Source organism: Nocardia rhizosphaerihabitans, from assembly GCF_014646295.1.
GTDB lineage: Bacteria > Actinomycetota > Actinomycetes > Mycobacteriales > Mycobacteriaceae > Nocardia > Nocardia rhizosphaerihabitans.
Map to the genome: position 1 here is coordinate 355,757 of NZ_BMNE01000001.1, position 15,226 is coordinate 370,982.

A 15,226-nucleotide genomic window follows, 5' to 3' on the forward strand; every position below is an offset into this window, starting at 1 on the left:
ATGTCGCTCATTCACGGCGGAGTGCGTTTCGTCCCGACCCGCGCGGGCATCGTCAACCTGTGGGACTACCGCGACCAGGAGTTCTGTTTCGCCGACGGCCGCCTGGTGCTGCGCGGACCCAACGGGTCCGGCAAGACCAAAGCTCTGGAAGTGCTGTTCCCGTTCGTGCTCGACGGGCGGATCGAACCGCGCAGGCTCAACCCGTTCGCCGGTGAAGAACGCACCATGAAGTCGAATCTGCTGTACCGCAAGCAGGAATCGGCCTACTCGTATGTGTGGATGGAGTTCGCGCGCGGCAGCTGGGACGATCCCGAGGTCGTCACCGTCGGTATCGGTATGCGCGCCACCCGGTCCTCGGACAAGGTGACCCGCTGGTACTTCGTCGCCGACGGCCGCGCCGGCGTCGACTTCTCCCTCATCGGTCCCGACGACCGCCCGCTGACCCGCAAGCAGCTCGCCGAGCAGATCGGCAGCGACGCCATCGTCGACCGGCCGGTGGAGTACCGCGCCGCCATCGACGCGCGCATGTTCGGGCTCGGTGTACAGCGCTACGACCAGCTGATCAACCTGATCCTCACCCTGCGCAGGCCGCAGCTGGCCAAGAACCTCGACCCGCGTGGCCTCTCGCAGGCGCTGACCGACGGCCTGCGCCCGCTCGACGAGCAGCTGATCCTGGACGCGGCCCGCTCGTTCAGCGATATGGAGGAGGTCGGGCGCACCCTCGACGGGCTCGTCCAGGCCGACACCGCGACCCGCCGTTTCGTCGATGTGTACCGCAAATATCTTGCGGTACAGGCGAAGACCGATGTCGACCAGGTCCGCACCCGCCTCGACGCGGTGACCAACGCCTCGACCGCCCTGTTCGCGGCGACGGCCCTGCGCACCCGCCGCGAGGCCGACCGCACCGAAGCCGAGACCAGGGCCGAAGAGGCCGACCGCGCCTACGAGCAGGCCATCGCCGACCGCGAGAACCTGCAGCGTTCCAGCGCCTACGAGGGCAAACAGCAACTCGACGACCTCGCCGACGCGGTCCGCAGGCTCGAGACCTCCGCCGCCGTCCACCGCGACAAGGCCGCCGAGGCAGGCCAGACCCTGCAGCGTCGCGCCGAAGAGGCCGAGCGGGCCGCCGAGGCGGTGCGCACGGCCGCCGCCGCGCTCGTCCGGGGCGAGGACGCCCTGCGCGCCGCCGCCGAGGAAGCCGGCATCGAGTGGGTGACGCCGAGCGCCGACGGCCGCGGCGACCAGATCACCGCCGCCGTGCGCGGGCACGCCGAGGAACGCGATGCCGACGTCCGCGCGGTACGAAAAGCGTTGAGCCGCTGGGAATCCCTGGCCGCCGACCGCACCCGCGCCCAGCGCCTGGCCGAACGTGCGGTCGAGTTGCGCGATGCCGCGGCCGCCGAGGTGGCCCATGCCGAGGCCGCCGTCGCCCTGGCTCGCACCGAATCCGCTGCCGCCCTGCGCACCTGGTGGCAGACCAACTCGGCGGTCTTCGCACCGATTGCCGACGGCATGGCAGGCGCCGACACACCGCTCATCGCCGATCCGAATCGCCCCGGCCTGTTCGCCGCCTTGGAATCGGCTGTCGCCGCGGCGGGCGCCGAGGACGCTCCTTCCGCGCACGAGGTGCTGGCCGAGTATTGCGAGCCCCTGCAGGAGCAGATCCGCACCCGCCGTCAGGAAGCCAAGGCCCGAGCATCGGCTGCCATCGCCCGCCGGGAAACCCTGGTCGCCGAGCGCAAGAAGGTCGCCGCCGAACGCGACGACGCGCCGCCGGTGCACCCGACCGACTCCCGCGAGCGCGAAAACCTCCCCGGCGCACCCTTCTGGCGATCCGTCCGCTTCGCGGACACGGTGACCCCGGCCGAAGCCGCGGGAATCGAGGCAGCCCTCCAGGCCTCCGGACTGCTCGACGCCTGGATCTGCGATCCGGCCCTCACCCCGGACGCCGACGGCGTCCGCTCCCTGCTCCCGCTGCCCGTCGCCGATCGCCCCACCGGCCGCACCCTCGCCGAAGTCCTTGTCGTCGAGGAGAATTCCGACGACCTGTCGATCCCGACCGCGACCGTCGCCGACGTCCTCGCCTCGATCGCCCTCGACGACGCACCGGCCTCGGGCGACGTGGCAATCATCGGCACCTCCGGCGCCTATCGCCACGGCCTCCACGTGGGCCGCCACACGAAGTCCGAGGCCGAATTCCTCGGCGCGACCGCGCGCGCCCGCCGACGTGAACAGCGCCAAGCCGAGCTCGATGCGGCGATCGACGCCGCCACCGCCGAGGCCGACGCGGCGAAGGCCGACGAGGCCACGGCCACAGCCGAATTGGCGGCCATCAGCGCGGCGACCAAAGCGCTCCCCCGCCCCTCGGCGATCACCTCGGCCCTCCGCGCGGTCGCCGAGACCGCCGGTCTCATGCGGTCGAGGTCCGAGACCGTCACCCAGACCGAACGCGAACTCGATCAGGCGGTCGGCGAGGCCACCGCGATGGACAAGAAGCTGCGCGCCACCGCCCAGGCGCACCGCACCCCGACCGAAGCGCGCGAACTCGACGCGCTGGCCGCCGCGATCCGGCACTTCGAGAACACCGGCACCGGCCTGCTGCGCCTGCGCGCCGAGCACGAGCGGGAACGCGAACGCGAACGCGAGGGCGCCGACCGCCACGACGAGGCGCGGGCACTGGCCGAGGCCTTCGCCGAGGAGGCCGAGGCCGCCCGTCTCGGATACACCGAGCAGCAACGCAAGCTCGAGACGCTGCGTGAGGCACTGGGTGCGAGCGCCGCCGATATCGATCGGGAACTCGAGGCCGCGCGCGCCGCGATCGAGGCGGCCAAGGCCGAGCAGCGGGCCGCCCGCAAGGCCGCCAATGCCGCGATCGAGGCCGTCGGCGACGCCGAGGCCGCCTATCGCACCGCCAACGAAGCCCTCGCCACCGCCCTCACCGAGGTACTGGCCGAGGTACGCTCGCTGGCGCCCTATGCCCGGCCCGACCTGCTCAGTCTGCTCGGCGCGTCCGTCGAGCACCGCTGGCCGAGCACCGACGCCGCCTGGTCGACCCCGGAACAGCTCCAGTACCGGATCGTCGCCGCGGGCCCCGACTTCGACCCTGTGGTCCTGCCCGACGAGGTAGCCGCCCTGTTCACCGATCTCGACACCGCCACCGCCCAGGTGCGCGCCACCGAGGCAGGCCGCAAGTCCACCCGCTCGGCGGTCACCAGCGCGCTGCAGGAATTCGACGCCGCGCTCACCGCCTCGGGCCGCGACTACCGGCTGCACTGGGACGCCGCCGACGGGCTCACCGTGGTGGCCGTGCACGACGAGAACGGCCAGGCCGCCCTCGCCGATTTCGCCGCCCGCATCGATGCCGCGCGCCGCGATCAGGAGCTGCTGCTCACCGACGCCGAACGCCGCATCCTCGAGGACGCGCTGCTGACCGGCCTGGCTCAGCAGATCCACGAACGCACCAGCGACGCACGCGAACTCATCTCCCGCATGGGCGCGGAGATGAAGCAGCGCCGGATGTCCTCGGGCAACACCATCGGGGTGCACTGGGTGCTGGCCGACGGCCTGTCCGAGGCCGCCCGCGCCATGTGCAAGCTGCTCGACCGCGACACCGCGGCACTGAGCCCGGAAGATCTGGGTTCCGTGCGTGCCCATTTCGCCAGCGAGATCCGCGCGGCCCGCACCGCCCACCCGGAGCGGTCCTACCCCGAGATCCTCGCTGCCACCCTCGATTACCGCACCTGGCGGGTGTTCTCGTTCACCCTCGTCAACGGCGACGGCAGCGAGGACAAGCTGACCGTGGCCCGGCACAGCGCGCTCTCCGGTGGCGAGCAGTCGGTCTCGCTGCACCTGCCGCTGTTCGCGGCGGCGCACGTGATGCTCGACTCCGCCGACCCGCAGGCACCACGCCTGCTCGCGCTGGACGAGGCCTTCGCCGGTGTCGACGACAACGGCCGCAGCGAATTGCTCGGCCTGAGTGTGCAATTCGACCTCGACCTGTTCATGACCGGCTACGACCTGTGGATCACCTACGGGCACGTCCCCGGCTGCGCCCACTACGACCTCGCGCATTCGACCGCCGAGAACACCGTCAGCGCGACGCTGCTCGTGTGGGACAGCGGCGAACTGCTGGCCGAACACGACGGCGGCGACCTCACCACCGCACTGGGCTCACCCAACCGGCGTCGTGTCCCCAACACCATCGAGGGCGGACTCACCCTGGAGGGCATGCCGGGCGAGCCGGCCCCGGTGGGCTGAACACCCCCGGTTCGCCAACCACCCTTGACGCCACCACGCGGCCCCGGCGGCGTGGTGTCCAGGGAATTGCCGGACACCCGAGACCGACCGGTTTTCTCTAGCGGGAATTGTCGACTTTAATTTCGCGGAATCGGTTGCTCGAAATCCTCGGTGCTGCCAGGATTTTGCACACGTGACGGCGACGACCCGGTCGAGCCGGCACGATCACGGTGCGGGCGACACCGCACGCCGTCAGCAAGTCTTCAGGGGATCGTCGTGCGATACCGACAGAATCAACACCTCCCGCCCCGGTTCGACCGGCAGATTTCCACTGCCGCGCGGGGCCGCGCACTCGCGTGTTCCGACCTGTCGTGGTCGCCGCATTCACCGATGCGCTGAGTTCGCCGGAACTCGGCCCATCAGCCCGATGAAGGTGCCGGAAATGCTCGCCGGAATTGGTCGGTGGCCGTTGCTGGCCCGCCTGCGCCGCGGTCGACATTCCCTCGATCCGGCGCCGACCTTCCCTTGCCCACCGCGGGATGTGACCACCATGCAGCTCCCTGTCCCCCTGCGGGACACCACCCTTCCGCTCGACACCGCACTCATCGACGCGGGCACGGGCCGGCGCTCCGGCATCCTGCGGGTCACCGGCGAACCGGGCGGTGACATCCGGTTCGCCGACGGCCGGGTCATCGCCGTGAACACCTGCGGCGCACCGGGTTTCGATGCTCTCGACCGTGAAGCGCAGCCGCTCGGCGCGGCCCGTACCCGCCTGCTGCGGATGACGGCGACCGTCGACGGCCTGTTCGCCATCGCGGCGGGCTGGATCGATCGCTGCCACTGGATCGACGCCGACCCGGAGGTCCTCGCGGCCGAGGATCCCGGCTACGAAACCGGGTGGCTGCTCGGCGAGACCGCGCGCCGACTGGCCGCACTCGCCCACGCCGGCTTCTCGCCGCACCGGAACATCTTGGCGCTCACCGAGTTCGGTCAGACACGGCGTGACAACGATGACAACGCCGCCATTCTGCGCCTGGTCGACGGCACCCGCAGCTGCCGTGATCTGGCGTTCCTGCTCGGCCGCCCGCTCTACCCGGTCACCGTCGAGGTCGCCCGCCTCCTCGCCGGCGACCAGCTGACCATTCCTGCCCGGCACGCCGCCGACCGAGCACCCGGCACCGCGGACGCGGGCATGGTCGACCCGGCACTCCCGCGCCGTCGCCGTGGCGCCAGCGGCATCAACGACACCCTGCGGCCGCGCCCACCGCAGCCCGCTCCCCCGTCCACGACCGCCGTGGACGTGCCCGACTCTTCGCCACGGCGGAGAACCGAGAGGATCTCATGAACCCCAACGGCACCCCCGCCACGATGACCGAACACCTCGGCGCGACAGTGAAATCGCTGCGCGCCGAGGTACCCGACTGCGTCGCCGCGGGCATCATCGACATGTCGACCGGCATGCTGCTGTCGGTGGAGACCGTCGACAATCACCCGCCGGAGGTCCTCGACCTGCTCGCGGCCGCCACCCTCGACCTGTTCCAGGGCCGCAATGTGGTGATGATCGAGGACATCTGGAAGGAACGGCGCGGCATCCGCAGCGACGACCACTATTTCCAGGAGATCCTGGTCAATTCCAACAACCTCACCCACCTGTTCCTGCGTGCCGAGAGCCGCGACGATCTGGTGGTTGTGGTGGTCTGTCGCAAGACGGTCAACGTCGGCATGCTCTTCGCCCAGTCGCGGCGGGTACTCAAGGACGCGGGCAGGTTGTAGCTCGGTTCATTCTTCCAGCGCGGACGCGACGCGCCCTGCCAGCTGCCGCAACCTGGTGCGCAGCTCGGGCGACTCGGACACCCGGAAGCGCACGCCCAGTGATATCAATTGCACCGCAAGCCATTCCGGGTCGTCGTCGCGGGTCTCGGTGAGCCTGCAGGCGGTGTCGCCGTCGGCGACCAACGCGTCCACGGACTCGCCGAGCCTGCCCGCGACCCGCCGCAGCGGCGCGTCGATCGTCACGTCGACCCGGTATTCCGGTGTGCCCCAATCGGTCCGGTTGCCACCGACGAACTCGGCGGCATCCGCGGCGGGGAGCCGCCGGGCGACGATGCGAACGCCCGTGGGCTGCGGATTCTCGATGCGGTCGGCGCGAAAGCTGCGCCACGCCTCGCGATCGAGGTCGTAGGCGACGAGATACCAGCGCTTGCCCGCCGCCGCGACGCCCACCGGCTCGACATGGCGGCGCGACTGCACCCCGGCCGCGTCCCGGTAGCGCAGCCGCAGCCGTTCCCGGTTGCTCACCGCGGCGGCGAGGTTGGTCAGCACCTCCGGATCGACCGCGGGCCCGGTGCCCGCGCGCACCGCGACGGCGGCGCCGACCACCCGCACCCGCCTGCGCAGCTTCGCGGGCAGGACCTGTTCGAGCTTGGTCAGCGCGCGCACGCAGGCATCCTCGATGCCCGCGACGGCTTGTCCGGCCGCGACCCGCAGGCCGACCGCGACGGCCACCGCTTCGTCCTCGTCGAGCACCAGCGGCGGTAGCGCCGATCCGGCGGTGAGCCGGTATCCGCCGGTCGCGCCCATCGCCGCCACCACGGGATAGCCCAGCTCGCGGAGCCGGTCGACATCGCGGCGGACCGTGCGGTCGGTGACGCCGAGCCGCTCGGCGAGCTCGCTGCCGGGCCACTCGCGCGGCATCTGCAGCAGCGAGAGCAAACGGAGCAGGCGGGCGGCGGTATCGGTCATGCCGAAAATTCTCCCTTACATCTAGGACCGAAACTGTCCTAGATGTCTTTTAACGTGGTGAACACAACCGACCGAGGAGTTCGTATGACGACCATTCGCCCCTTCCGTATCGACATCCCGCAGGCCGACCTCGACGACCTGCGCGACCGCCTGCGCCGGACCCGCTGGGCGGCGCCACTGCCGGGTGCGGGCTGGGACCGTGGCGTGCCGACCGATTACGTGCGTGAGCTCGCGCAGTACTGGGCCGAGGACTTCGATTGGCGCGCACAGGAATCCGCGCTCAACGAGTTCCCGCAGTTCGTCACCGAGATCGACGGGCTCGACGTGCACTTCCTGCACGTCCGCTCCCCCGAGCCGGAGGCGGTGCCGCTGCTGCTCACCCACGGCTGGCCGATGTCGTTCGTCGAATTCACCCGCACCATCGGCCCGCTGACCGATCCGCGGGCCCACGGGCTCGATCCGGCCCTCGCCTTCCACGTCGTGGTGCCGTCGGTCCCCGGCTTCGCCTTCTCGGCGGCGCCGCGCGACACCGGGATGAGCACGGCCCGGGTGGCCCGCATGTGGACGACCCTGATGGACCGCCTCGGCTACGACCGCTACGGCACCCAGGGCGGTGACCTCGGCGCCTACATCGCCCCCGAGATGGCGCTCGCCGCGCCCGAGCACGTCATCGGCGTGCATCTCGACGGCGGGATCGGGATGCCGACAGAGGCCGACGTGCCGACGATGTCGGACGAGGACCTCCTGCAGTGGGAGGAGATGCAGCAGTGGATGACCGGCGGCGTCGACCACCACACCCTGCTGCGCGCCGCGCCGCAGACCTTCGCGCTGGGCTGGAACGATTCCCCGGTGGCACTGCTGGCCTGGATGATGCAGAAATTCCAGGAGTTCACCCCGATGGCCGACCTGGCCGAAGACGTGATCGACCGCGACCATCTGCTCACCAACATCGCGATCTACTGGTTCACCCAGACCACCGGCACCTCGTCCTGGCCGATGTACAACGGCCTGCGCGACGGCGGTTTCGCCTGGCCCACCGGCCAGAACCTGGTCCCGACCGGCGTCTACGGCGGCGGCTCACCCCTGATGCGCAAACTCGCCGACCGCGACAACAAGATCACCCACTGGCCCTCCGGCAACCCGGGCAACCACTTCGTCGCCATGGAGGAACCCACGGCCCACGTCACCGACATCCGCACCTTCTTCGCCGCCCTGCGCTGAGCCGCATCGAGCCGGGCACGCGTCACGCTGCCCGGCTCGGTCGGCTACCGCAGACCGGCCACCCGGCGTCACCGCATGCTGGCGTCGGGCACCCGGGGCGGGCACGGCGTGCCGGGGGCGGTGACCAGCTCGAAATGCCACCATTCGTTGTCGAAGGTGCGGCACAGGCCCCAGCGGTTGCCGTTGGTTTCCAGCCAGTGGGCGCCGGTCTGGGGGCCGACGTCGACGGCGTGGCCGGAGACGTGGGTGGACTCCTCCGGGGGCAGGACCCAGCGGCGGGCCTCGTCGGGGGTGCCGTAGGTGGCGAGGCCGTCCTGCCACAGCATTTCCTGCTGCTCGTGGGTACGGTAGCCCGAGGTGATCGACAGCGGTACGCCCTCGGCGTGCGCCTGCTGTTCGGCGAGGGTGTAGGCCAGGGCCAGCGGCGGGTCGAGGCCCTCGGTGCCCGCGGCGGACTGGAACTGTTCGCGCTGGTCGGTGGCGCCCGGCTGGGCCTCGGCGATGCCGATGCCGACGGCGGTCACGGCCGCGGCGGCCGTCATCGTCACCAGCATCCGGTCGGCCACCCGGCCGAGCACAGTAGTCATGGCAGGAGTCTATCGACCGGCCCGCGCCCGAGCCGACCACCGAGGGGGCTCGAGCGCGGTGCACGGCGGTCACGGCGGATCATTCCGCCGGGTCAGCGACCGTCACGGTGTGCGGGTCAGCTCGGCCGAGGACGCACCGGGTGACCGGACCGGCCAGCGGCCCGGTGCCGCGGTGTAGGCGGGCAGTGCGCCGGGCTGGCGGTGCCGACCGGCAACCGGCCGGATAGCGCGATGCACCGCGAGGGCGGTCAGCCCGCCGATCAGCGTCAGTCCCACCCACACCAGCCGGTCGGCGCCCGCCGAGCGCGCGACGTCGAGGACCGCGCCGGTCCCCAGGTTGCCCGCCAGGATGGCCACCCCGACGATCGTGTTGTAGAACCCGTAGTGGGTCGCCACCAGCTTGCCCTCGCTCAGCGAGACGACTGTGTCCATCTCGAACGGGAAGACCGCCGCCGTCCCGACCGCCAGCACCGCGGCGGACAGCAGCAGCGCCACGGCCGCGGCCACCGTCCCGAACGGCCCCGCCCCGGGTACCAGCGCGAGCGGGAGGAACGCCGCGGCCAGCACACCGACGCCGAGGACGAGACCGCGCCCGATCCCCCAGCGCGCTCGCAACCACGCGGTGATCCGCACCTGACCGGCGACGGCGACCACACCCGATACCACGAACACCAGCGCGGTCAGCTCCTGCGCGCCGGCGCCCGAGATAGCTCCGGCGTGCAAGGGCAGGGCCAGATACACCTGGAACGACAGCACATAGGTGCCGCCCATCGCCACCGCGAACGCCACGAAGCGCCGGTTACCGGCGATCCTGCGCCAGTCGGTCCACACCGACGAGGTGGTGCTCACGCCGGAGCGCTGGGGTAGCGCGCACAGCTGCGCCACCGAGAGCACCGCGAACACGGCGGCCGCCGCCGCGGCGGTCCAGCGGAAATCCACGCCGAGCAGGGCGATGCCGACGAGCGGACCCGCCAGGATGCCCGCCTGATAGAACACGTTGAACACCGCGAACGCCTCGACCCGCCGCTCGCCCGCTTCGGCGGCCAGGTACGCGCGCACCGCCGGGTTGAACAGGGCCCCCGCGAATCCCGTTGCGGCGGAGGCGATCAGCAGCATCGGCAGCGAGGTGGCGAAGATCAGGGCGGCGAATCCCGCGGTGCGCAGCACACATCCGGCGACGATGAGCGGTTTGTAGCCGAGGCGGTCGGCCAGTGTGCCGCCGATCAGGAACATCCCCTGCTGCGAGAAGTTCCGGACGCCGAGCACCAGCCCGACCGCCCACGCGGCCAGGCCGAGCGGGCCGGACAGATACCCGGCCAGATACGGCATCAGCATGTAGAAGCCGAGGTTGATGCCGAACTGGTTGATCATGAGCAGCCGGGCGGGTGTGTCGAAACCGGCGAAGGCCCGCAGCGTCTTCATGCGCGCACCGGTCCTGCCGCGTTCTCGGCCGCGAGCGCGCCGGGATCGAGCACCGTCGTGCAGCGCGTCCAGGACTCGACCACCCGCTCGGCCGGGTGGGCGATCGTGTCGGGGTCGGTGGCGGGTGGCCCCGTCAGCAAGCCGTGCTCCCGGCAGTAGCCGTCGTTGTAGACCGTGTCGAAGTAGCGGTGCGGGCCGTCGGGAAAGATGGCGACGATCCGGGTCTCCGCGTCGGCGGTCCTGGCGGCCCAGCCGGCGACGAGGGCGACCGCGCCGACGCTCCACCCGCCGGAGGCATAGTGCGTGGCGGCCAGTGTCCGGCAGGCCCAGACCGCTTCCGCCGGTGCGACCCAATGGATTTCGTCGAAGGCCCGGTAGTCGACATTGGCCGGGTGGATGTTCGAGCCGAGGCCACGCATCAGCCGCGGCCCCGCGGGCTGGCCGAAGATCGTGGAGGCCACCGTGTCGACGCCGATCAGGCGAAGCCCGGGATACCGACGGCGCAATTCCCGTGCGACGCCCGCGGAATGGCCGCCCGTGCCGACCGCGCAGACCAGTACGTCGACGCGCCCGACCTGGTCGATCAGTTCGTGCGCGAGCCCGGCGTAGCCGTCGGCGGCGTCGGGATTGCTGTACTGGTCCGGGCACCACGCGGTGGGCTCGGCGGCGAGGAGTTCGGCGACCCGGTCCCGGCGCGCCTGCTGCCAGCCCCCGGTGGGATGGGCCCGCTCGACCAGCTCGACCCGGGCGCCGAAGGCGGCGAGCATCCGCGCGACGATCGGTTCCAGCCCGGGATCGGTGACCACGGTGACCGGATGAGCGTGCACAAGCCCGGCCAGGGCGAGCCCGAGCCCGAGTGTGCCGCTGCTGGATTCGACGATCCGCGCACCCGGGGCGAGGTCGCCGCGCTGTTCGGCCCTGCGCACCATGTGCAGAGCGGGACGATCCTTCATCCCGCCGGGGTTGAATCCTTCCAGCTTGGCCCAGAACCCCCGGTCGGCGGTGGCCAGCGGCGCTCCCACCCACATCACCGGGGTATTGCCGACGAGTCCCTGTGGACGCTCGGCGATCGAGGCAACGGTCCGGTCGAGCACGTATTCCTGCATGTCTGTCACTTCCTGTGTCGGCCGCCGGGCACGACGGCGCGGACGAGAACGGGCACGCGGACTCCGGCCTGCCACGGGTGTGGCAGGCCTGGCGCTGACCGATCAGCGTCGACAGATGCAGAACTGGGTGAGGATGTCGCGGCCCTGGCGGTACCGCGGACCCGCGCGCGGCGGTGCGCGGGGTGCGGCCGCTAGATGACCGAGGCTCGCGAGAAGAACGACGACCAGCGCCCCGAACACGCCGAGCAGCGGGAGCACGAGGCCGGAATCGGGCGCCGCGGTACCGACCAGGCAGTGGTCGGGCAGCGGATGATCGGGAACGGCGAGCCCGGCCCCGTCGGCGACGGCGGCGACCACGCCGAGCGGCGCGTCCACACCGTGGTGGTCGTCGTGATGCACCGTGGCGCAGTCGATCACGAGCGCGCACACGGCGGCCACGATCATGACGAACGCGCACAGGACACCCGCGCGGCGAGGCGAGAGACGGTCAGTCCGATGACCCACCGTGCCTCCTTCCGCTCGTCGCCGGTGACCTACGCCGACCAAGCTACTACGTCATTGCGTAGACACAGGTCAGCGCCGTCGGACCGGGCGATCCGGGCGTGGTGGAGGCTAGCGGCCCGCCCGCCACCGGGCGATCGCGCGGCCGATCCCGGTGGCGGGCGGCTCGCCGTAGAGCCATTCGCGAGCCAGCTGGTGCCAGTTGGCGCGCACCCGCAGCTGGCCGAGGGTGGCGAAGGTGAACAGGTCGGCACGCCGGGAGAAGACGTGTTCGGGCGGGAGCAGTTGCTGACGCATGCCCTGGAATTCGACCGAGCGCGGGTCGACGGCGAGCAGGACGGCGCTGGTGGCCAATTCGGGGGTGATGGTGACTTCTTCGTCGAGCAGATGCCACCCGCAGGCCGCCCAGACATACGCCAGGCATTCCTCGACGGTGACGCCGGCGTCCGGGTCGATGATGCCGCGGCCGACCCAGGCCGCGTACAGGTCCTCGGGCCGGTCTTCGGCGGCGGCCCGCAGGCAGGAGCGCTCGAAATCGACGTGCTCGGGGTCCATCCGGTTGTAGAGCCCGAAATCGACGAAGGCGAGCCTGCCGTCCTCGGCGAGCAGCACATTGCCCGGATGCGGGTCGCCGCAGAACTCGTTGTCGGTGAACAGGGTTCCGAGGTAGAAGCGATAGATCAGTTCGCCGTAGTGGTCACGGTCCGCGGCGGGCAGCGCTTGCAGGTGCGAGAAGCCTTGGCCCGCAACATATTCGGTCACCAGCACGTTGTGCGAGCAGTGCTGCTCGATCGCGTCGGGCACGGTGATGTAGGGGTGGCCGCGGTAGCGCTGGGCGACCCGGTGCTGGGTCCGCGCCTCCCGCAGGTAGTCGAGCTCGCTGCGCAGATTGGCGGCGATCTCCTCCAGCACTCCGGTGTCGGCCATGCTCGGGAGTACGGATCTGGCCATCTTGCTGAGGAATTCGAGATTGCCGATATCGGCGTGGACGGCGCGTTCCACGCCGGGGTACTTCACCTTGACCGCCACCGCGCGGCCGTCACGCAGGGTCGCCCGGTGCACCTGACCGATCGAGGCCGCGGCGATCGCGGTCTCGTCGAAGTCGGCGAAGATCCCCGACAGCGGGCCGAGGTCCTCCTCGATCACGCGGCGCATGGTGGGGAACTCGACGGCGGGAGCCCGGTCGCGCAGCGCCGCGAGCTGGCGGGTGAACTGCGCGCGGTGCGCTTCGGGGACGAAGTCGAGATCGAGCACCGACAGCATCTGGCCCAGCTTCATCGCCGAGCCCTTCATGCTGCCGAGCACCGCGACGATCTGCTGCGCGGTCTTCATCGCCGACCGCTCGGCCAGTACCTGCCTGGCCTCCTCGGTGCGCCCGATCATCGACAGCCGCGTCCCGACCCCGCGCACGGTCTGCTCGGCGGCCAGCCTGCCCAGCTTCCCGCCGCGCGCCACTCGGCCGGAGGGAACTCCGGAGGTCGCCATATCCACCCCCGTCGAGCCGGTCCAGCGCATGTCGCGTCACCCTACACCGCACCGCGACCGCGCACGGCCGGACGCACGAAGACCCCGGATCGCACCGTGGCGAGGCCGGGGTCTTCGGGCTCTGCGACCGATTACACGCGTTCCTTGGAGCGGGTGCGCACGCGCAGGGCGATGGGCTTGGAGGTTTCGGCGAAGAAGTCGTTGCCCTTGTCGTCGACGACGATGAAGGCGGGGAAGTCCTCGACGTCGATCTTCCAGACGGCTTCCATGCCGAGCTCGGGGTATTCCAGGACCTCGACGTTCTTGATGCAGTCCAGGGCGAGGCGGGCGGCGGGGCCGCCGATCGAGCCGAGGTAGAAGCCGCCGTGCTCGTTGCAGGCCTTGGTGACCTGGGCGGAGCGGTTGCCTTTGGCCAGCATGACCATCGAGCCCCCTGCGGCCTGGAACTGGTCGACGTAGGAGTCCATGCGGCCCGCGGTGGTGGGGCCGAAGGAGCCCGACGCGTAGCCCTCGGGGGTCTTGGCCGGGCCCGCGTAGTAGACGGCCATGTCGCGCAGGTACTGCGGCATCGGCTCGCCCGCGTCGAGGCGCTCCTTGATCTTGGCGTGCGCGATGTCGCGGGCCACGACCAGCGGGCCGGTGAGCGAAAGCCGGGTCTTCACCGGGTATTTCGACAGTTCGGCGCGGATCTCGTCCATCGGGCGGTTGAGGTCGATCTTCACCACGTCGCCGCCGAGGATGTCCTCGGTCTGCTCCGGAAGATACTGGGCCGGTTCGGTTTCCAGCTGCTCCAGGAAGATGCCGTCCTTGGTGATCTTGGCCAGCGCCTGGCGGTCGGCCGAGCAGGACACCGCGATGGCGACCGGGCAGGAGGCGCCGTGGCGGGGCAGGCGGACCACCCGCACGTCGTGGCAGAAGTACTTGCCGCCGAACTGCGCGCCGATGCCGAATTCACGGGTGAGCTGGAAGACCTCTTCCTCGAGCTCGAGATCACGGAACGCGTGCCCGGTGATCGAGCCCTCGGTGGGCAGGTTGTCCAGGTAGTGCGCCGAGGCGTACTTCGCTGTCTTCAAGGCGAATTCGGCGCTGGTGCCGCCGATGACCACCGCGAGGTGGTAGGGCGGGCAGGCCGCGGTGCCCAGCGAGCGGATCTTCTCGTCGAGGAACTGGAGCATCCGCTCGGGGTTCAGGACGGCCTTGGTCTCCTGGTACAGGAACGACTTGTTGGCCGAACCGCCACCCTTGGCCATGAACAGGAACTTGTAGACCGGGTTGTCGGCGTCGCCCTCGGTCGAGTACAGCTCGATCTGCGCGGGCAGGTTGGAGCCGGTGTTCTTCTCGTCCCACATGGTGATCGGGGCGAGCTGGGAGTAGCGCAGGTTCAGCGTGGAGTAGGCGTCGAACACGCCGCGGCTGATCCACTCGGCGTCGTCGACACCGGTCAGCACACCCTCGCTCTTCTTGCCCATCACGATCGCGGTGCCGGTGTCCTGGCACATCGGCAGCACGCCGCCCGCGGAGATGTTGAGGTTCTTGAGCAGGTCCAGCGCGACGAAGCGGTCGTTACCCGAGGACTCCGGATCGTCGATGATCTTGCGCAGCTGCCGCAGGTGCGCGGGGCGCAGGTAGTGGCTGATGTCGTGGATCGCCGTCTCGGTGAGCAGCCGCAGCGCTTCGGGCTCGACCTGCAGGAAGGTGCGACCGTTGTGCTCGAAGGTGCTGACCCCCTCGGTGGTGAGCAAGCGGTACGGCGTGTCGTCGGCGCCGATCGGCAGCAGATCGGAATAGCGGAACTCCGGCGCGGTCACGAATCGCACTCCTCGGGTGGCTGGTCACAAAGCACTCGGAAGCCTATCCACCACCCGCACCCACCTGCTGGTTAGGCAACCCTATGTGACGCACGACAATTGCCTGAACCAAGATCGA

Annotated in this window: 11 protein-coding genes; 4 read left to right on the forward strand and 7 right to left on the reverse strand. The window is 70.6% G+C overall.

Annotated features, from left to right (window positions below):
• The 3 genes from IEY60_RS01615 (at position 1) to IEY60_RS01625 (ending at position 6,009) form a co-directional block, all read left to right on the forward strand.
• Positions 1–4,257 carry a TIGR02680 family protein gene (locus tag IEY60_RS01615; RefSeq protein WP_189023026.1) on the forward strand — a complete coding sequence of 1,419 codons (4,257 nt, stop codon included), beginning with the start codon at positions 1–3 and terminating at the stop codon, positions 4,255–4,257.
• A 421-nt stretch (positions 4,258–4,678) separates the two neighbouring features.
• On the forward strand, positions 4,679–5,581 hold the full coding sequence (locus tag IEY60_RS01620; protein WP_189023028.1) for a hypothetical protein: 903 nt from the start codon (positions 4,679–4,681) through the stop codon (positions 5,579–5,581).
• Entirely contained in the window at positions 5,578–6,009 is a 432-nt protein-coding gene (locus IEY60_RS01625) for a hypothetical protein (protein ID WP_189023030.1), read from the forward strand. Before IEY60_RS01620 ends, IEY60_RS01625 begins: the two co-directional genes overlap by 4 nt.
• Before the next feature lie 6 nt (positions 6,010–6,015).
• On the opposite strand, the gene IEY60_RS01630 is transcribed toward IEY60_RS01625, so the two are convergent.
• On the reverse strand, positions 6,016–6,978 hold the full coding sequence (locus tag IEY60_RS01630; protein ID WP_189023032.1) for a helix-turn-helix transcriptional regulator: 963 nt from the start codon (positions 6,976–6,978) through the stop codon (positions 6,016–6,018).
• Positions 6,979–7,062: 84 nt separating this feature from the next.
• On the opposite strand from IEY60_RS01630, the gene IEY60_RS01635 reads away from it, so the two are divergent.
• A complete protein-coding gene (locus IEY60_RS01635; protein ID WP_189023034.1) occupies positions 7,063–8,199 on the forward strand; it encodes an epoxide hydrolase family protein in 1,137 nt (378 codons plus the stop codon).
• A 68-nt stretch (positions 8,200–8,267) separates the two neighbouring features.
• On the opposite strand, the gene IEY60_RS01640 is transcribed toward IEY60_RS01635, so the two are convergent.
• The 6 genes from IEY60_RS01640 to IEY60_RS01665 form a co-directional block, all read right to left on the reverse strand.
• Positions 8,268–8,786 carry a M15 family metallopeptidase gene (locus IEY60_RS01640; RefSeq protein WP_229739476.1) on the reverse strand — a complete coding sequence of 173 codons (519 nt, stop codon included), beginning with the start codon at positions 8,784–8,786 and terminating at the stop codon, positions 8,268–8,270.
• Between the two features lie 102 nt (positions 8,787–8,888).
• Positions 8,889–10,208: an MFS transporter gene (locus IEY60_RS01645; RefSeq protein ID WP_189023036.1), complete on the reverse strand. Its 1,320-nt coding sequence runs from the start codon at positions 10,206–10,208 to the stop codon at positions 8,889–8,891.
• Positions 10,205–11,314: a PLP-dependent cysteine synthase family protein gene (locus IEY60_RS01650; RefSeq protein WP_189023038.1), complete on the reverse strand. Its 1,110-nt coding sequence runs from the start codon at positions 11,312–11,314 to the stop codon at positions 10,205–10,207. The genes IEY60_RS01645 and IEY60_RS01650 overlap by 4 nt, the downstream gene beginning before the upstream one ends.
• A 102-nt stretch (positions 11,315–11,416) precedes the next feature.
• Complete coding sequence (gene lpqS / locus IEY60_RS01655; protein ID WP_189023040.1) at positions 11,417–11,818, reverse strand: putative copper homeostasis (lipo)protein LpqS; 402 nt, start codon at positions 11,816–11,818, stop codon at positions 11,417–11,419.
• A 108-nt stretch (positions 11,819–11,926) separates the two neighbouring features.
• Positions 11,927–13,330, reverse strand: coding sequence for an ABC1 kinase family protein (locus tag IEY60_RS01660; protein ID WP_373291658.1), 1,404 nt, complete (start codon positions 13,328–13,330; stop codon positions 11,927–11,929).
• A 101-nt stretch (positions 13,331–13,431) separates the two neighbouring features.
• Positions 13,432–15,108: a fumarate hydratase gene (locus tag IEY60_RS01665; RefSeq protein WP_189023042.1), complete on the reverse strand. Its 1,677-nt coding sequence runs from the start codon at positions 15,106–15,108 to the stop codon at positions 13,432–13,434.
• Positions 15,109–15,226: the final 118 nt, after the last annotated feature.